Genomic DNA, 17,859 nt, shown 5'->3' with positions numbered 1-17,859 from the left:
GCACCGGCCAAAATACCTTGCAGCAGATGACGGCGTTGAATGGATGGCTTAGCCACTGCTGCTGAAGTATGCTGCGTTATGGACTTAGTGATGTCTGGCGTTACCGATTCAGCGCTCGATTGGTTGACTAATAATTTCGCTAGTTGACTTGGGCGCTTGAGCATGACGGTTCTCCACAGAAAATAAATAGCCCAAGTGTAAGAATGATTTATGACCGGCTTACGACAATCGAAGCTCATTCTCGTACTTGCTCTCTTTCTACGCACCTAAATCTGAGCCGTCCTAGCATCTGTGCAAATCAAAGGAAGTACCTCAGCTTAGCAAGCACAAGCTTAAAGAAATCATATACTCCCCTTTATTTTTCTGATTTATGCCTTATTGTCCAATGATTATATGGACACTCTATATTTACTAGATAGGAGTATATTTAATGACACTCGTAGAATGACTGATCAAATAGTTCTGCGAAGGTAGTGATTGAGTGTGAAACTTTATCGTCATCAAGGACAGATCACTGGATTTTAGCCTGCGCTGGAATGACACATGGGGGAATTTTTAGCTCAATTTAACAAGCTATCCAGCTTATGTTAAACGGCGACCTACCTTGATATCTAATACGACTATTGAGTCAGTATTACTTTGATAGCCAATCAGCAATTTGCTGCATTACCCATCCTGCATCATCCAAAGGCAAATCATGCCCGGCGCTTGGATGCAATCGAATTTCACAATCCCACAATTGCGCTAATGTGCGCGAACATGCAGGATTGACCAAGTCATCACCCAAGCCTGCGAGCAATAAGGTTGGCATTTGTGGCGCGGCATAAGGTGCACGATACGACAGCGCCGCCGATAATTGCCGCAAGATATTTTTACGGCTAATCGGACATTCCTCTGCATAGCTAACCCATCGCTTCAACAATGCCGGAGCTTGCTGCGTGTCAGTTTGCTTGCTGGTAATCCGCATAATCAGTGCCTCGCGCTGCTCGACCGAGCCACGTAGTAAAGCACCAAGTAAAGCAGGATAATTTTGAGGACGCAGGCGATGATAAAACGGATTATGCGGCGCCAGACTGGTGTTGATTAGTACCATCCTCTCGACTTCGCCCGGATACAAACGACTCCATGCCACCGCTGCCATTGCACCGAGCGACAAGGCAACTATTTGATAAGGAGGCGGATAAGCCAATGCCAGCAGTTGTGCGCGCACAGATTCGACCATTGCGTCTACGCTGGTCGCACTGGCTTGCTGATACAAGCGACCATTACCAGGAAAATCTAAAGTCACGATGGCGGCATCGCCAACTACAGATTGAAACGCTTGAGGGAAATCACCCCAATGACGCGCCTCTCGCATCAAGCCGCGTAACAGTACCCAGCTTGTCATCTCGAGGATCGCTTCATGTGCCGCATCATGGCCGATACCAGCGCGCTACAGCACGCTCTTGCACACGGCAACGGGTTGGCCCCTTGGTCAGCCAATGCTCATGCCCACAAGTCGCCCGCATTAAAAAATCCAACCAGACTGTATGGCGACGCAATACCCTTTGCAGGCGATGCTCGGCCACCGGATTAAACATGCCATGCCGCGAAAATAATTGGCGCGGATTTTTCTTCACCCATAACCATGACCCCATTTCCAGAGTAAATGGTAAAAAAGTTTTGGACGGATCTTGCTGCGCCTGCAGATACAGATAATCCCAGATATCACCGTGGGTTTGGTATTGCAGACTTTGCGGCTCAAACAGATAACGGTGATTGGGATAAGTTTGCTGAAACAATTCTTCCAGTGAGAGAATATCGGCGATGTGCTCAATCGGATGCACGCTATGCGCATGCGGAAACCATACCCGGTCACGCAAACCAAAACCCGAATGACAATCAACCGCAATACTAAACTGGCGGCTTAACAATTCATCCTGCACAATTTTGCATAAAGCTTGATTCTCTAGTTCCATCTCCGCGCCAGCAACTCCACGATACCAAGGCAAATGGCGGCTAATACGATGTCCGCCCAACAAAAACGGCACTTTATCTGCCGCCTCCACTGGGGAGTTACGCATCAGATCCACACCCTGCGGATTGCAACGCGTTGCCTGCCACATTCCACCCGGATTAATCAAAGGCATAAACACCAAGCGCACGTCTTGCAACATATGATGCAGACTTTTATCCCACGCCAGCCGCGAGATCAGAACACGCAAAAAACTCAGCAAGACCTGAGTACCAATCCGCTCCAAACCATGAATACCACCGAAAAATCCTATCGCCGGCACACCAGGATCAGGATTACCCAAACAAAGTTTGTAGACAGGAAAACGCTTATGTTTGACACTCACCTCGCAAGCAACAGACGCCTCCAGATGCCCTCGCCCAAGGGTAAGGATGCGTTCCAATTCTTGCATTTCAGGCAGAGCAGGCATGATAGTAGCGGCAGCGATGGCGGTAGAAATAGAATTTGCGATGCTAGTAGACAACTGCAAGGAAAGCAAGGCGAACACAGAAATTGCCACTTTCCAGTGAAAAATACGGACCATCTCTAAAGATGCATAGAGAAGTTTTACTTAATTTATCAATTAGGACTTACGCAAAATTGTCCCGGCAAGGCGTAGCGACGAAGATAGTACTTGAGTACAGCTAGAACCTACAACACAGCCGGGGCGGTTTTGCGTAAGTCCTATCTATAAACTCTTCTTAGTCAATCTCACCTTCAACGGTTGGTAATCAGCTTGTCTCAGTTTTGATCCGGAGCATTTTTAACGCCCTCTTTAAGCTGCTTCGTCATTTTTTTATTTTGATTCTCGAAGTCTTTAACCAGCTTATTACAAATAGTTTTCTTCGCCTCGCACAACACGCCCATCTCGACGTAAAGATCGCCGTTCGACCGATTCTTTAATGTCCGCTTTACTACTGCGGGATAAGCCGGATAAGTTGGTGGAGTGAACGACCAGATCGTCATCCCATCAGCCTCGGTAATGATAGTCCATGCGTCAGGCGTGGTATTGACCGATACATCAGGCTTTGCATTGACCGCCTCCAACGCTGAAGCGACGGTCTTAAATCCGGTGCCAGATACTTTAGACGGAACAGCTTTGGCTGCCGTTTTTTCAGCCTGCGCGAAAGCACTTGAAGCACAAACGGACAAGCTCATCAGCAATGCAGCACGAGCGAATAGTGGGGTCATTCGTTGGGCCATTAGTAGCTCCTTAAAAATAACGGGGATAAGTATGAACAAGCTTTTACATCAAAAAAAGTGTGTCTATATTATCCAGCATCATAATACGAATGTTGACGGACACTCCAATTCCTAACTTGGAAAAATCTTAAACTAACTACGTAAAAAAATTAGCTCATTTAGTTTATGTGGGATAAATAAACTTAGATCACTCATCCACCTGGAGCAATACATCCGTATGATGGTGTCCAGAGATTGCAGAGAAGAGCGACCCACTAAGCTGGATCTGTGTGCCCAGTTTAGGACGTAATTTTTTATATTGCGACTGGTTCAGCACTAACTGAATTTCTTTGACTGAGGCAAATGCTGTTTGCTCGCTGCCGGGAGTAGTCACAGTACAAATCGCATGCGTCAACGTCAGATAAAACCCCGTCTCAGCGGTATCGCCATCTTTAATACTTTCAAAATTAGGTGCGCCGGGAAAGGTCGCACGATGTAGCTTACCAGCAAGTTTGACCTTCACTGGTTCATAAGACAGGCAATCCGTGGCAGCGAAAGCCGGTGTGTTCAGCAATACAGTTATAAAAAGAAATAGCTTTAAAAGTGTTCTCATTGAACAAAACTCCTCGATACATTAGACCAATTAAATAGTTTTCTCACACCCTACAAAAATCGCTTTCATAGGCAGTTGAGTAAACAGGTTTTTGCCATCTGCTCTGCCAGTCTAAATAGACGACCTGAATATAGCTATTTTAAATACAAAATTTTTACAGCGCAGCGATCCGGCATCGCTATACTCTGCAAGATATGATCAAAAGAAATGGTAGCGTCCACCTTGCCAAAACAATTCGATACAAGATCAGATAAGGTCAGAGTGCAGACTGTTAATCGAGCTAGCGCTCTTTTTGCGGTATGTGTCGTCTGGATGTCACTACAATCATCCAATGCTGAAAGCTGTGAGAAAACTGTCCGCTGGGATAACGACAAACCATATTCATCCTTGAACGCAGATGGCGTCCTGGTTGGCTATTATGTAGACACAGTAAAAACTGTACTACAAAGAATGGGATGCACAGCCAAGTTTGTTGAACTACCCTGGGCGCGTGCCTTGGCAGAACTGGAAGCAGGACGGCTAGATATTCTGCCGGGTGCTTTAAAGACCGAGCAACGCGATCGCTTTGCACTCTTTTCAAGAGTCATCAATCGATCTCCCAACGTCTTGTTTGTTGCGAAATCGTCTCTTAAAAAATATCCGTTAAAGAGCCTTGAAGACATCATGGCAACTGACTTTAAGCTTGGCACTCAGATTGACGTTTCTTACGGTAAGCAATTTGCTACGTTATCAAAAAATCCGGCGTTCTTAACCCACTTAAATCCGATTTATAGTCGTACCAATGGTTGGAAGATGTTACAACTCGGACGCATCAATGGACTGATCGCCGATGAAGCAACCGGACTGGTCGAACTACAACAGCTCAATTTAAGTAATGACATCATCAAAAGCGCTATCGTCGTTTCTGATGATCTTGCCATGATCGCGTTTAGTAAAAAAACGATCGATACCGCATTTGTCAGCCGCTTCAATGCAGCGTTTGAGAGCATCATAAAGGATGGAGAATATGTGCGGATCAGAGACCGCTATATTCCTTGCAAAACATTGGTACAGACGCTTGGGTGTCAGTAATTTGAGGATTGAATCGTGTATTGCTATCTCTAATACTCTTTTACTGGCCGGGCCATTTAAACGCTAACGGTTGCTTGCTCAAAAACCGTTTGACTGCATCGCGGTGATAGCTGGTGGAACGCGCCAGACCTTGGCCTCTTGCTTCCATTTCTAACATCGTCGTCAAGTTACTTCCTAGTGATGCGTTCATCGCTCGTTTGGTCAGGCTAATAGCTGTTTGTGATCCCTGGGTAAAACTCAGTGCCATTTCATGCGCACGTGCGGCTAATTTTTCTTCTGGCTGAATCTCAAAAACGATGCCCATTTGTTGTGCTTCTTCCGCATTGATTTCTCTGGCAGAAAACGCCAGTTCTTTTGCTCTTTGTAGTCCGACGATACGTGGTAAAGTATAAAAACCCCGCAATCAGGTATCAGACCTAAACGTAAAAAGGCGAGGCAAAATCGGGCTCTTGGAGTCGCTATAATAAAATCTGCTGCCAGTGCCAGACCAAAACCAGCGCCGTAGGCAGGGCCATCTACCGCCGCAATTACGGGACGATCTAATGTGATTAATTCTTCTAGCCAGAGGTGCAGTTCTGCCATCCGGTCGCGTCCATCTTCTGCCGAGCCACTAGCATCCATCGTGCGGATGTCACCGCCAGAGCAAAATGCGCCCCCTGCTCCGGTAATAATTAAGGACTTGATCTGACGATCATGACAAATATCGGATATGACATCAGCGATCTCGTTTCGCATTACCATATCAAGCGCATTTTTTTGTGCAGGCCGGTTCAAAGTCAGAGTTGCGATTCCGTTATCGACGGTATAAATGATGGCCTGAGTAGCACTAGTAGTACGCTGCATTTAAATCCCCTTTACTTTTCTATATTGACACCAAGCTCCAGCGATAAAACCTTATCCTAATTCAGCATGAATCTGATATTGATCGCGTAGTTCTCGCTTCAGTATTTTTCCAATCGGACTTCGCGGTAAGGCATCCACGATTTCGACTGCAGACAGACGCTGCATTTTCCCGAGCCTGGCATTTGTCCATGACAAAATATCGGATGCTGTGAGTACGCCACTATTTACAACCACAAACGCAATGGGCGTCTCTCCCCATTGATTTGACCGTACGCCTACCACTGCTAGATCGACCACACCTGTATGCTGAGACAAGATTGCCTCAATATCACTTGGATAAATATTGAATCCGCCAGAAATAATCATGTCTTTCTTGCGATCTATCAAGGTTAAGAAACCGTCTTCATCAAACCGGCCTACGTCACCGGTGCGGATAAAACGCGCCCCATTTGCGTCATACCATTCTGCCTCTGTCGTTTTCTCGGGTAATTTGTGATAACCGGACATCATACCCGGAGAGCGTCCGACAATTTCACCTTGTTGTCCTACGGGCAGTGTTTGACCTTGCTCATCAATAATACGAAACTCACTACCGGGGGCTGGCTGTCCTACCGTATGTAATTTTGCACGATGCTGATGCGCCAGTAACATACAAGTGCCACCGCCCTCTGTCATACCATATAACTCAGTCAAGCCGCCAGGCCAGCGATCTAGGACTTCTTTTTTCAGCGCAGCGGAAAACGGCGCGCTGGTTGAAAACTTAAACCGGTAAGACGATAAATCGTACTGATCAAAATCAGGATACGCCATCAAACGCTGATACTGCACTGGCACGAGCATAGTGTGCGTAACACGATGTTGTCGCGCCAAAGACAGATAAGTTTTTACGTCAAACTTTGCCATCAAAATAGTCGTTCCACCCATTGCGACTGTGGCAAAGAAACTGACTAGCGTGGTGTTGGAATAAAGTGGTGTCGATAGTAACGTGACTGCATCTATGCCATAGCCACTAAACTGGCCGCGCTGCACATGCGCCCACCGCATCGCATGAGGTTGAACGATGCCTTTAGGCTTACCTGTAGTGCCAGATGAGTAAATAATATTGAATACGGAATCTGGGCGAATGTCTGGAATTCTAAGGTCACTAACCTGACCAGTTAAAGGCGCGAGCCAGTTGTCCAAAGAATTATTTGTAGCAGAACCGAGAGAAATTACAGGTGTATCGACCTGATCAATTACGGATGCCATATTCGCGATCATATCCCTATCAAGAAAAACGATGCGAGCATCAGCATCAGTAATCATCGACAGTAAACCGTCTGCAGTGTTGGATGGCGCCAATGGCGCAACAGCAACGCCCGCGCGGATAGCACCCAAAAATACGATGACATACTCTAATGAAGTTGCAGCACAAATCGCAACCGCGTCGCCAGCACGTACATCGTCGCGCTGCAAAGATGTTACGACTAAGTCCATCATATGATCCAGCTCTTGATATGTCAGCGTTTGTCCATCCTGAACATATGCCAAATGCTGAGGTCGATGCGCTGCATGTAACTGAATCAGTTCTGAAATTGTCGCAAAATCTTTCTGCAATAGCGTAGCAACTGCACTTTGATACAGATCCATTAGAGGTCTCCCGTTTTTATTATCTGGACTAAAAAACTGTGTAGCTAAGATGGATTGATAAATTACAGTCACTACTACCCTACCAGCTTTTTCAAGGCAGCATTTTTTCAAACTCAGCATCGGTCAATCGACCAAATGTAAAACCCTCCGCCTGCAAAGTAGCGACGATCTTATCTAATTGTCTGATGGTATTAGGATGAATCTCATGCATCAGAATAATACCGCCATCATGGTTACGAACTGATGATAGTACATGCTCTAAAAAGTTTTCTCGGTTTTGCGGGAGAACGCCGCAACTCAGTGCCTCTTTTAAATCTACAACGCCTTTGTGATCAAAAGCCCAGTCACAGGAATCAACATGCCAGCCTACGATTTTATAATCCAGCGATTTGACCAGTTGGTTGGCATCGCACGTTGAATTGCCATAGGGGTAGCGAAAGAATTTTAGTGGCGTCGTTTTGGCGAATAAAGCGGTGCTCTTCTCTACCTCTGTAGTTTGCTCTGCGACAGAGATATCGTGAAAATTGGGATGACTCCATGAATGCACGCCGATCATTGCATGCGTCGATGCTTGCACCAGACTGACTAGATCAGGATGCGCCTGCGCTTTTTCTCCGATCATGAAGAAGCTGCCGGGCACATTGTATTTTTCCAACACAGAAAGTATGTATTTGGTTTGCTCTGGATCAGGGCCATCATCAAACGTCAGCACGACTGTTTTATGTGGAGGCGTAGCGGCGATCTCGGACTCATAACGGCACTGACGATGCAAGGTATCGCTATCGATCGACAGGTGCTCTATCAACTTTTTCAAGCGATGTTTGCGTATTGTTTTAGATTCCTCTGCGACAGAGTGCTCTTGGGCTGTCGGGACGCTTTCTTGTGCTTTCGCTAAAGAACAATTTAAAAAGATCAACGTCACGAAAATACAGAGAATGAAATTACGCATAAAGTTCTTTTATTGGGCGATTCGTGATGCAGGGCAAAACTGCGAGGCAAAAAAATTGGTCAATAAGAGCAACAGACTAGCTCCCGATTGACCATTTTGACTTTCTAAGAAGTATTCAATGTTGGCAGATGACGACCGGGCGCGAACTACACCTCAACATCTCAACATCAATGCGACTCAATTAAAGCGAGGTAAAACCACCTAATTGTGCCAGCTTATGTTCTTGACCATCATGCGTTACCGAAACCAGATCAATCTGGTAAGGCGCATTCAATTCATGACGCAAGCCAGCGCCTTTATTGACAGCGGCCAGATAATCGTCACCTGCTTCTACGGTTTTAGTCGGTTCATCTTTTTCATTTTTGCAGATTAAACGGTAATGCATTTGTAGATTCCCTATCGAGTTTGGTTTTAAAAATATTGGAGGCTAAACGCCTGCTCTAACCATAAGTGTAAACAAAAACCCGCCAATAGCGGGTTTTAAGAACAAGAAATAATATTTTGAAACAATTTATCCGCTATTTCAGTTTCTCATCAGCGCTGACTCATAAAATATACTCACTATAAGTATATTTTTATGTGCAATAATAATATGGGGAATACCTTATATTTATCCACATACTCCCCATTTTTTCACTCAAATAACAGTTTTAGCTGCCAGAATCCCCTGCTCAACCGTCCGATAACGCAAACGCATGCCCAGTTCTGCTTTGATACGCTGATTTAACATGCGACGCGACTCTGACATAAACGATAGCAACATCGGTGTCACCTGTTGCGCCACCTCAGAGCGTGGCAAGCGCGGCGGATGCGGCAAATCAAAAGCGTCTGCGACCAGATCAAAGTAATCAGCCATCTTCATATCGCTGTCGTCGACGGTGTGATAAACACGATTAGAACTTGCACGAAATAAGGCCAGCTTGATCAGCATCGCCAGATCGTCGGCATGGATATGGTTGGTGTACACATCATCCGATGCTTGCAGGGCTGGCGTGCCTTTTTTTAGGCGATCAAGCGGCAGGCGATCTGCTGCATAAATCCCTGGTACCCGCAAAATAGATAAGCTGGATTGGCTGCGCCTGGCCCACTGTCTTAAACACTGCTCTGCCGCTACACGACGACGGGCACGGGCGTTTTGTGGTGCGACTGAACGGGTTTCATCAAACTGTGCACCTTGACAATCGCCATACACGCCGGTCGTACTTACATAAACAAGGCGACTCTTGTCGGGTAAAATGGCGGTCAAATTTCGGGTTCGGATATCAGCTTCACCTTCTGAGCGCGGCGGTGCCAAATGGACAACCATCTGCGCCAGCCCTTTCAGACGTGCCAAGGTATGCGGCTGATCCAGGTTTGCGGTGATCGGAATGGCACCGGCGGCGCGTAATTCGGCCTGTCTTGCAGGCTGACTGGTCACAGCAAAAATACGGAAACGGTCACGCAATAAGGGCAAGAGACGCATACCAACATCGCCGCAGCCAAAAATCAGTAACCGCGGCTTGCCTAGTTGCTTGTGATTCACTGTCATAGATTCATTGCCATAGATTTATCGTTATAGATTCATTATTTAAAATTGCACGCCATGAAATGACCCGCTAAGTTCATCGCATCAAGTTCGCCACACAAAATTCGTTTTTTAATTCACTTTTTTGCTTCATTTTATTTGTCCGGAACTGTATGACTTTTCAAGTAACTGTAAATCCAAGCGGCAGCCAGTTCAGCTGCGATGAAGGCGAAACCATCCTGGCGGCAGCGCTGCGCGCCGGCGTTGGCTTACCCTATGGCTGTAAAAATGGCGCCTGCGGCTCCTGTAAAGGCAAAATCAGCAGCGGTAGTGTAACCCACGGCAACCATCAGCAAAGAGCCTTGTCGGATGCGGAAGAAACGGAAGGCATGTCGTTATTTTGCTGCGCCCGCCCTGATTCTGATGTCATTATCGAAGCACGGGTTATTGCCTCTAGCGGTGACTATCCGCTGAAAAAAATGCCAAGCCGCGTTGCGAAGCTAGAAAAATTATCCGACGATGTGATGTTAATTGCACTGCAATTGCCAGCCAATGAACGCCTGCAATATCGTGCTGGCCAATATATTGAATTTTTGCTGCGCGATGGCAAACGCCGCAGCTACAGCATGGCAAACGCGCCACATCTGGATGAGCAAATCACCTTGCATGTGCGTCATATGCCCGGCGGATTATTTACTGATCAGGTATTTGGCACCTTGAAAGAGCGCGACATTCTGCGCTTTGAAGGTCCGCAAGGCACTTTCTTCCTACGTGAGGATTCAGACAAGCCCATCGTGTTACTGGCTTCTGGCACCGGTTTCGCACCGATCAAAGCGCTGGTCGAACACATGATTTACAGCAAATCCACTCGTCCGGTGACGCTGTACTGGGGTGGCCGTCGTCCACAGGATTTGTACATGAACAGATTGTGCGAGGAATGGGCAAGCACCATCCCTAACTTCACTTATGTACCAGTGGTATCAGACGCCTTGCCAGAAGACAGCTGGACAGGCCGTACCGGCTTTGTGCATCAGGCAGTTATCGCAGATCACACGGACTTGTCTGGCTACCAGGTGTACGCCTGCGGTGCACCGATAGTGGTGGATTCTGCGAAACGCGATTTTGTACAGTTGTGTCAGTTGCCGGAAGATGAATTCTATGCGGATTCGTTCACGTCGGAAGCCGATTTGGCGAGCTGAGGAGAATGCGGAGAAATGTGCTGCCTCATAAGCTGATCTATAAGCTGATCTATAAGCTGATCTATAAGCTGAAAAATATTTTGACGCAGTGCGCAAAACGTCCTACTATCCGTTTTATGAAAAATTTTCCTAACATGTCTTCACCAAATATCGCGCGACGTCGATTCTCGCTCTGCGAGCCTGGACAGATGTGTTAGTGAACGTGCGCGTCCGATAAAGCGCACCACCAACCAAAGCCACAGGCTCTTACCTGTGGCTTTTTTTTCGATTTATTTTTTTCGCTTTTTCCTTCTCTGTCTTATTTTTTATCTACTCGATCAACGCCCTGCCCTCTACCATCATCAGGAGTTTTAACATGGAATTCAGTCAGTACAACGTCAATGCCCTCATGTACATCACACCGCGCCCGGAGCTGGTTTTTACCGAAGGCAGCGGTATGTGGCTGACGGATCACAAGGGCAAACGTTATCTGGATTATCTGCAAGGCTGGGCGGTTAACTGTCTTGGTCATTCACCACAATGCATACAAGATGCGCTGGTCGCACAATCCAAAAAACTGTTGAATCCATCACCGGCTTTTTACAATGCGCCGATGATAGAACTGGCCACGCTGCTGACGGCAAGCTCATGCTTCGACCGCGTCTTCTTCGCCAACAGCGGCGCAGAAGCAAATGAAGGCGCGATCAAACTGGCGCGCAAATGGGGCAAAAATAATAAAAATGGCGCCTTCGAAATCATCACCTTTGATCATGGCTTCCACGGTCGCACTTTGGCCACGATGTCGGCCTCTGGCAAGCCGGGTTGGGACACCATGTTCGCACCACAAGTCACTGGCTTTCCAAAAGCCGATTTAAACGATATCGCCTCGGTAGAAAAACTCATCACCGACAAAACAGTCGCTGTGATGCTAGAGCCCGTGCAAGGCGAAGGCGGCGTCATCCCTGCCAGCCGCGAGTTTATGCAAGCGTTGCGTGCTTTAACCAAGCAGCACAATATTTTGCTGATCGTTGATGAAGTGCAATCAGGGATGGGGCGTACTGGAAAATTATTCGGCTATCAGTTATCGAATATTGAACCGGACATCATGACCTTGGGTAAAGGTATCGGCGGTGGCGTGCCATTAGCTGCTTTATTATGCCGCGAAGAAGTCGCTTGTTTTGTACCAGGTGATCAAGGCGGCACGTACAACGGCAATCCACTGATGACCGCTGTCGGCGTTGCAGTCATCAAAGAATTATTAGCGCCAGGCTTTATGGAATCGGTCAATGAAAAAGCGGCTTATCTTAGTACAGCGTTGCTCAAATTATCAGAACAGTTTGGCATGCAAGGCGAACGAGGTGAAGGCTTGTTGCGCGCGCTAAAATTGGGTTCTGATATCGGACCAAAAATCGTCGAAATCGCACGCAATATGGAGCCCGTCGGCTTACTGCTAAACTCGCCGCGCCCGGATTTACTACGTTTTATGCCTGCGCTCAATGTCAGCATTGCAGAGTTGGATCAGATGATCGCCATGCTGACCGAAGTGCTGGTTCAGTTGAAAAAATAAGCCGTAAAAAAGATATCCGTAGCGAGTAAAAAAAGAGACTACCAAGGGTTTGATCGGGAGCGTTGAGGGGATAAATTAAGCTAAATTGAACTAGATTTTAGCGATCATTCCCCCTCAATGCTTTTTGTATTTTTACCTGCGAATAAAAATATACTCACCATTAGTATATTTTAATTTTTCATATACTCTCTGGACAATTAAGCATTTTTTTAAAATAAATTGGGGAGTATATTGATATTTAGCTAAATCTAGCTGAATAACTATGATCAACGGAGGCAACGTTGATCCCCCCAAAAAAATTAGAATCATCATAGAAAGCGGACCATGTATCTGCCAACCCACTTCCAGCAAAACGATCCGGCTTTGTTACTAGAAGTCATGCGCCTCTATAACTTTGTCAGTCTGGTCTGCAATGTAGATGGCGTACCGTTTGCCAGCCATGTGCCTGTGCTGGCGGAAGAACATCAGGGACAAATCGTCATCGACGGTCATCTTGCGCTACCAAATCCACAATGGAAAGCCATCGAAGCTGGTACGGCTATGCTAGCGATTTTTCATGGTCCGCACACCTACGTTTCCCCTTCTTTATACCAACCCGGCAATCGGGTACCGACTTGGGATTACATCGCGGTACATGCCACTGGCACTGCGCAGACAATGCATGATACTGATAGCAAATTAGCGGTACTTGGCAAATTAATTCAGCATCACGAACCAGACTTCCAAACTCGCTTTGATGATATGCCTACGGCCGCAAGAGACGGCCTGTTAAAAGGCATCGTCGCATTCCGTATCAAGGTAGAAAAGCTGGAAGGAAAATTTAAACTCGGTCAACACAGAATCAAAGACGAAATCAAAGATGCGAAGCAATCCTTATATCAAACCGGCGACGATAATCAGCAAGATATCGCTGCCTGGATGCAGCGTTTGGGGTATTGGGACCGGGACTGATTTTTTCTCTCGCTAGAAAAATTCTCCTTGGATTCTTTACGCTTTGATGGAGTTTTTTTGCAGCTTATTGGTCTGTGTTTTTGTAAATCTAATTTAAGTAAATTCCTCTAATTATTTCCAAAAAATGTAACGAACTGGCAATCTTGACTACGTATAATGTTTTTCTTTTAGTTAATCGAAAGTCATTATGCAAGAAGTCATCAAGCTGCATTTTTGGAAAATCCTGTTTGCCATCATCGCCCTGACCTGCGGCATGACGAGCACCGCGGCACCAGCAGAAACCAAGACGATTCCGATCGAGAATTTCTTTAAAAATTCTCAGTTTAGCTATGCCCAGCTTGCCCCAGATGGCAAATCGATTGCCATGCTAATGACCAATAAGGAAGACAGGATCGTCTTAGGTGTATTAGAAATCGGTCAGCTACAACCTAGGATCATTGCCGCTTATGACATCAGGGATATCACTAATTTTCATTGGGTAAATAGTGAACGTCTGGTGTACAGCTTAAAGAATACTAAATTAGCTCAGGGTGAAACGTTTTACGGACCTGGTCTATATGCGGTAAATAAAGACGGGACCAAGCGCCTGCATCTGGTCAGCCATACCGAGTCAACTATACGAGTTAAAAAGGCAGATGAACTGCTGCCATGGAATACTTTTTTTCTCGATACGGCTCATAGCAGTAACTCCGCCGATATCTTTGTGATCCAAGGTAATGATATCTATTCTAGTAAAAATGACAGCTATGACTTGTACCGTTTAAATACGGTGACAGGCAATACTGTTTTAATTCCGCGTCCAGAAAAAACCGGAAAAGTAAGTCAATGGCTGATCGATAAAACAGGTGTGCCACGGATTGCCAAAATGATTGATGGGCCAACTGTCCACCTGTTTTACAAAGATGCAAAAACAGAAGAATGGCGTAAATTACTGTCCTATTCATGGGCGACTTCAGCAGGCGTATCGCCACTATTTTTTAGCCCTGACGGCGATCTGTATGTAAAAGCGAATCTAGGCAAAGACACGGCGTCGGTATATCGTTTTGATTTACAGAAAAATCAAGTCGACCCAGAGCCGGTTGTTTCACTTAAGGGCTATGATTTTAACGGTAGCTTTGTGTACAGCGCAAACCAAAAGAAAATCCTGGGAATGCACTACGAGATGAGTATGGCAGGTAGCGTCTGGTTTGATGATGTAATGGTTCAACATCAAAAGAAAATAGATGAATTACTGCCATACACCATCAATCAAATGTCAGTTGCTACGGATGGCACATCGAATACCGTTTTGGTTCATTCATTCTCAGACATCAATCCTGGCATCTGGCAATTATATGATTTTGATACGGATAAATTTACCCGTCTTGGTTACGCCCAGCCAGGCATCAATCCAGATCAGATGTCACCTAAAGAGATGGTGCATTACAAGGCCAGAGATGGCATGGATATTCCGGCATCGCTAACATTGCCTGTCAATAGATCAGGTAAAAATTTACCCTTGATTATGCTAGTGCATGGTGGTCCCTATGTGCGTGGCAACCATTGGGATTGGAGTGCTGATGCGCAGTTTTTAGCCTCGCGTGGCTATGCTGTTTTAGAACCGGATTATCGCGGTAGCACTGGTTATGGATATAAGCACTTCAATGCCGGTATGAAGCAATGGGGCTTAGCAATGCAGGACGATATTGCCGATGGCGCTAAATGGGCAATTGCACAGGGTTATACGGACCCTCAGAGAATTTGTATTGCAGGTGCCAGCTACGGCGGCTATGCAACATTGATGGGATTGATCAAAGATCCCGACTTATATCGTTGTGGTGTGGACTGGGTTGGCGTTACCGATATCAACCTGTTATATGACAGCCATTGGAGCGATGCATCTGACGAGTGGAAATTTTATGGCATGCCGGTTTTGGTTGGCGATCAAATAAAAGATGCTGAGCAGCTGAAAGCAACCTCACCTTTAGAAAACGCAGCCAGTATCAAGCAGCCATTGTTGCTGGCTTACGGCGGCGCTGATCGTCGTGTGCCAATTGCACATGGTACCAAGTTTTATAACGCCGTCAAAAAAACCAACCCGAATGTGGAGTGGGTAGAATATTCAGAAGAAGGTCACGGTTTTTATTTACTCAAAAACAAAGTCGATTTCTGGACTAGAGTAGAAAAATTCCTGGATCAGAATATCGGAAAAAAATAAGCAAAACCGCATGGTCGGGTGGCCAAGATACGCAAGTTGTGCCCGACCAAATTATCCGATCCGCACTCAAGGTGTCAATACAAAATGCATCACCGAGCTGGCTGGCAAACGGTAGCTGAATTTATTTGAAGCGATATTGCTCACGCCAGTCCGGGCGGTGATTGCGGTGCTGGTGCCACTGACACCCCACACTTGTGCTGTCTTGAAACTCGTCGGATTAGTAATCTGAAAACTGCTACTCAAGCTCGTCACCAAACGATTGATGGCGATAATATGCAAGGTATTTGGATCTGCTGCGCTGACTGCTGCATATACTGCGCCATTGGCGTTATTGCTAGAAATCGCCTGTACTGAGATTTCTGGGAAAACCGATTTATTGCCGTCGTAATTACGGAAAATTTTAAATCCCGATGCAATAAATCCTTCCGCATCACCAAAATAAGTCGCCAGATATAAGCCTTGTTTACCAAATATCCCAAGTGCATCTGCTTGTGCAATCGCGCCGCTGATATCGTCCCGTCCACCAAAATCATATTCGGTAATCGCTAATTTAGTATCAGGATAAAAATCAGCAATTGCTTGTTTAAGTTTGGGTACGATTTGCAAACCGCGTCCGTCGGTAAAACCATTACCGGTTTGGGTAATCCAGGTTGGCTCTACATAATTAGCATCCCACAAACTACGCGCTGCTTGTACCCGGTCTATCGGGGTATACGAGGCTTGTGGGTAGTAGTGAAAAGAGAATACATCCAGCAAGCGTTGATTAGCTGTCTGCGATGCCTGCTTCATGCTGGACAGGTAGGCATTTGCTAAAGTCATGCCGTTATAACGGTAACGATCGCCCGTATTGTTGGTCGCAAACGGCTCTACGTTGTAGTTGGCCCAATCGGCTGGCTGATGTGATTGCACCCCGTCCCACACTGCCCATAAGCTGAATAATCCTAAATAACCACTAAGCGCCGGGCCATAGGTTTGTGCTGTTGCATCCATACGTTTAACCGTCGTGGCAAGTGCAATGTTTCGTTGAAAAACATCGCCTACCGTCGTCAAATTAGGATACAGATTGTAGTGCGTACCGCTACCATTATTGACGTCGGCCCAGTGGTGCCAGAGGTCTGGCTCATTATCCAACTCATAGCCTTTGATACCGCGACTATTCGCCGCATTGCCGTATTGCTGGATTAAAAAATTCAATTCTTCGTCGATATACACCACGTTATCTGCAAGACTGGGCGATGTAGATAAAGCGCCGACCGTTGTCGGTTTGTCGTTGACGATATCCAACCAGCGCGCGGTATCGATATTTGAAGGTCCTGCTGCACTTTGCCACAGATCAGATCCCTTGCAAGTCGCAGGTGGATACAAATTGATGATGTCTTTCGGCAGTTTGCCAGCGGCAGGTAACTGCAAAAGTGAATAGGTATTTAATGTCAGCGATTGATCATGGAAGTTAATCAGCCCTGCACCCGGGGTGTAATAGGCTAAGCCTGATGTTTGCGAAGGATCACCTGCTCCGGTCGCTGCACTTACAGCTGCATTGGATGAGTTGCACCAGTCGTCGCCAGAATTAGTGACGCCGTTTTCCCAGTTAAAGCTGGTCATCGAATTACCACCTAAGCGACGTGATGCTAAATTCAAACTTTGTAATGCTGCCTGCCCGCCTTGATTATTCCAGCCTGTTCGATTGGTACCGTCAGCATAAGCGTTATAGCCATAAATCAGCGGACTGATCGACTTTTTCTCTAAGCTGGTATTGATTTTAAAAGTGGCACTTTGTGCGTATAACAAAGGCATTTGCAAAGTCACACTGATGAGTATCAGAGCTTTGATGGCGTTATGTAATCGCATGGCATCCTCATTTCTATCTGACATCCGGGATCAGATTTCCATCACGATGCAAGGCCTTATGCGCTGCAATTAGTTGCCGTATGGAATTTAATTGAAATGATTATGCGCCTGTTTTTTTGAAAAAAACTTGCCGTACGCCAATTATTTACACGTATTTATGAAATTTATTGGCTATTTAGATAAGAAATGATTGGATAGAAAAGAAAATATTACAAATAATGCTGTCTTTATAATCATTTAATTTCTTTTTATACAAAATAAATCTGTTTATCAGTTTTGATGATGAATTATTTTGATATGTGAGACCAAGTGAAGGCCGACAGAAGCTAAGAGC

At 46.0% G+C, this 17,859-nt stretch carries 14 protein-coding genes and 1 pseudogene; 5 read left to right on the top strand and 10 right to left on the bottom strand.

The window, feature by feature from the left end; translation table 11 throughout:
• Positions 1–634 precede the first annotated feature (634 nt).
• The 4 genes from AAKU61_RS15225 to AAKU61_RS15210 all read right to left on the bottom strand — a co-directional run bounded on the left by AAKU61_RS15225 (position 635) and on the right by AAKU61_RS15210 (position 3,788).
• Positions 635–1,387 carry an alpha/beta fold hydrolase gene (locus tag AAKU61_RS15225; RefSeq protein ID WP_354333582.1) on the bottom strand — a complete coding sequence of 251 codons (753 nt, stop codon included), beginning with the start codon at positions 1,385–1,387 and terminating at the stop codon, positions 635–637.
• A 25-nt stretch (positions 1,388–1,412) separates the two neighbouring features.
• Positions 1,413–2,423: a M14 family zinc carboxypeptidase gene (locus AAKU61_RS15220; protein WP_354333601.1), complete on the bottom strand. Its 1,011-nt coding sequence runs from the start codon at positions 2,421–2,423 to the stop codon at positions 1,413–1,415.
• A gap of 311 nt (positions 2,424–2,734) precedes the next feature.
• Positions 2,735–3,196, bottom strand: a complete 462-nt coding sequence (locus AAKU61_RS15215) for a hypothetical protein (protein WP_354333580.1) — start codon at positions 3,194–3,196, stop codon at positions 2,735–2,737.
• A gap of 187 nt (positions 3,197–3,383) precedes the next feature.
• Positions 3,384–3,788, bottom strand: coding sequence for a DUF4431 domain-containing protein (locus AAKU61_RS15210; protein ID WP_354333579.1), 405 nt, complete (start codon positions 3,786–3,788; stop codon positions 3,384–3,386).
• 312 nt (positions 3,789–4,100) lie between these two features.
• On the opposite strand from AAKU61_RS15210, the gene AAKU61_RS15205 reads away from it, so the two are divergent.
• The gene (locus AAKU61_RS15205; RefSeq protein WP_354333577.1) at positions 4,101–4,859 is read left to right on the top strand and encodes a substrate-binding periplasmic protein; all 759 of its coding nucleotides are present in this window, start codon (positions 4,101–4,103) and stop codon (positions 4,857–4,859) included.
• Positions 4,860–4,899: 40 nt separating this feature from the next.
• Here the strand turns inward: AAKU61_RS15205 and AAKU61_RS15200 are convergent.
• From AAKU61_RS15200 to AAKU61_RS15180, 5 genes and pseudogenes are all read right to left on the bottom strand, one after another.
• Positions 4,900–5,702: pseudogene (locus AAKU61_RS15200) on the bottom strand (enoyl-CoA hydratase/isomerase family protein).
• Positions 5,703–5,753: 51 nt separating this feature from the next.
• Positions 5,754–7,331, bottom strand: coding sequence for a class I adenylate-forming enzyme family protein (locus tag AAKU61_RS15195; RefSeq protein WP_354333575.1), 1,578 nt, complete (start codon positions 7,329–7,331; stop codon positions 5,754–5,756).
• Between the two features lie 91 nt (positions 7,332–7,422).
• Positions 7,423–8,280, bottom strand: a complete 858-nt coding sequence (locus tag AAKU61_RS15190) for a polysaccharide deacetylase family protein (protein WP_354333573.1) — start codon at positions 8,278–8,280, stop codon at positions 7,423–7,425.
• Positions 8,281–8,461: 181 nt separating this feature from the next.
• Entirely contained in the window at positions 8,462–8,665 is a 204-nt protein-coding gene (locus AAKU61_RS15185) for a hypothetical protein (protein ID WP_322119145.1), read from the bottom strand.
• Positions 8,666–8,917: 252 nt separating this feature from the next.
• Positions 8,918–9,808, bottom strand: a complete 891-nt coding sequence (locus AAKU61_RS15180; RefSeq protein ID WP_354333571.1) for a sugar nucleotide-binding protein — start codon at positions 9,806–9,808, stop codon at positions 8,918–8,920.
• Positions 9,809–9,957: 149 nt separating this feature from the next.
• Between AAKU61_RS15180 and AAKU61_RS15175 the strand changes: the two genes are divergently transcribed.
• The 4 genes from AAKU61_RS15175 (at position 9,958) to AAKU61_RS15160 (ending at position 15,677) form a co-directional block, all read left to right on the top strand.
• Positions 9,958–10,983, top strand: a complete 1,026-nt coding sequence (locus AAKU61_RS15175; RefSeq protein WP_354333569.1) for a CDP-6-deoxy-delta-3,4-glucoseen reductase — start codon at positions 9,958–9,960, stop codon at positions 10,981–10,983.
• Between the two features lie 355 nt (positions 10,984–11,338).
• Complete coding sequence (locus AAKU61_RS15170) at positions 11,339–12,529, top strand: acetylornithine transaminase (RefSeq protein ID WP_354333567.1); 1,191 nt, start codon at positions 11,339–11,341, stop codon at positions 12,527–12,529.
• Positions 12,530–12,853: 324 nt separating this feature from the next.
• On the top strand, positions 12,854–13,480 hold the full coding sequence (locus AAKU61_RS15165; RefSeq protein WP_354333565.1) for an FMN-binding negative transcriptional regulator: 627 nt from the start codon (positions 12,854–12,856) through the stop codon (positions 13,478–13,480).
• A gap of 187 nt (positions 13,481–13,667) precedes the next feature.
• The gene (locus AAKU61_RS15160; protein WP_354333564.1) at positions 13,668–15,677 is read left to right on the top strand and encodes an alpha/beta hydrolase family protein; all 2,010 of its coding nucleotides are present in this window, start codon (positions 13,668–13,670) and stop codon (positions 15,675–15,677) included.
• 66 nt (positions 15,678–15,743) lie between these two features.
• Here AAKU61_RS15160 and AAKU61_RS15155 read toward each other — a convergent pair whose 3' ends face one another.
• Positions 15,744–17,525: a glycoside hydrolase family 44 protein gene (locus tag AAKU61_RS15155; protein WP_354333562.1), complete on the bottom strand. Its 1,782-nt coding sequence runs from the start codon at positions 17,523–17,525 to the stop codon at positions 15,744–15,746.
• Positions 17,526–17,859: the final 334 nt, after the last annotated feature.

Origin of the sequence: Undibacterium sp. GrIS 1.2, from assembly GCF_040544435.1 — a bacterium.
Lineage (GTDB): Bacteria > Pseudomonadota > Gammaproteobacteria > Burkholderiales > Burkholderiaceae_D > Undibacterium.
The sequence above is the reverse complement of the archived record's forward strand: the minus strand, read 5'-3'. Positions and strand labels throughout refer to the sequence as shown.

Coding starts and splice junctions, on each gene's coding strand:
- AAKU61_RS15225 (WP_354333582.1), bottom strand. CDS start 1,387: ATGACAAGCTGGGTACTGTTACGCGGCTTGATGCGAGAGGCGCGTCAT.
- AAKU61_RS15220 (WP_354333601.1), bottom strand. CDS start 2,423: ATGCCTGCTCTGCCTGAAATGCAAGAATTGGAACGCATCCTTACCCTT.
- AAKU61_RS15215 (WP_354333580.1), bottom strand. CDS start 3,196: ATGGCCCAACGAATGACCCCACTATTCGCTCGTGCTGCATTGCTGATG.
- AAKU61_RS15210 (WP_354333579.1), bottom strand. CDS start 3,788: ATGAGAACACTTTTAAAGCTATTTCTTTTTATAACTGTATTGCTGAAC.
- AAKU61_RS15205 (WP_354333577.1), top strand. CDS start 4,101: ATGTCACTACAATCATCCAATGCTGAAAGCTGTGAGAAAACTGTCCGC.
- AAKU61_RS15195 (WP_354333575.1), bottom strand. CDS start 7,331: ATGGATCTGTATCAAAGTGCAGTTGCTACGCTATTGCAGAAAGATTTT.
- AAKU61_RS15190 (WP_354333573.1), bottom strand. CDS start 8,280: ATGCGTAATTTCATTCTCTGTATTTTCGTGACGTTGATCTTTTTAAAT.
- AAKU61_RS15185 (WP_322119145.1), bottom strand. CDS start 8,665: ATGCATTACCGTTTAATCTGCAAAAATGAAAAAGATGAACCGACTAAA.
- AAKU61_RS15180 (WP_354333571.1), bottom strand. CDS start 9,808: ATGACAGTGAATCACAAGCAACTAGGCAAGCCGCGGTTACTGATTTTT.
- AAKU61_RS15175 (WP_354333569.1), top strand. CDS start 9,958: ATGACTTTTCAAGTAACTGTAAATCCAAGCGGCAGCCAGTTCAGCTGC.
- AAKU61_RS15170 (WP_354333567.1), top strand. CDS start 11,339: ATGGAATTCAGTCAGTACAACGTCAATGCCCTCATGTACATCACACCG.
- AAKU61_RS15165 (WP_354333565.1), top strand. CDS start 12,854: ATGTATCTGCCAACCCACTTCCAGCAAAACGATCCGGCTTTGTTACTA.
- AAKU61_RS15160 (WP_354333564.1), top strand. CDS start 13,668: ATGCAAGAAGTCATCAAGCTGCATTTTTGGAAAATCCTGTTTGCCATC.
- AAKU61_RS15155 (WP_354333562.1), bottom strand. CDS start 17,525: ATGCGATTACATAACGCCATCAAAGCTCTGATACTCATCAGTGTGACT.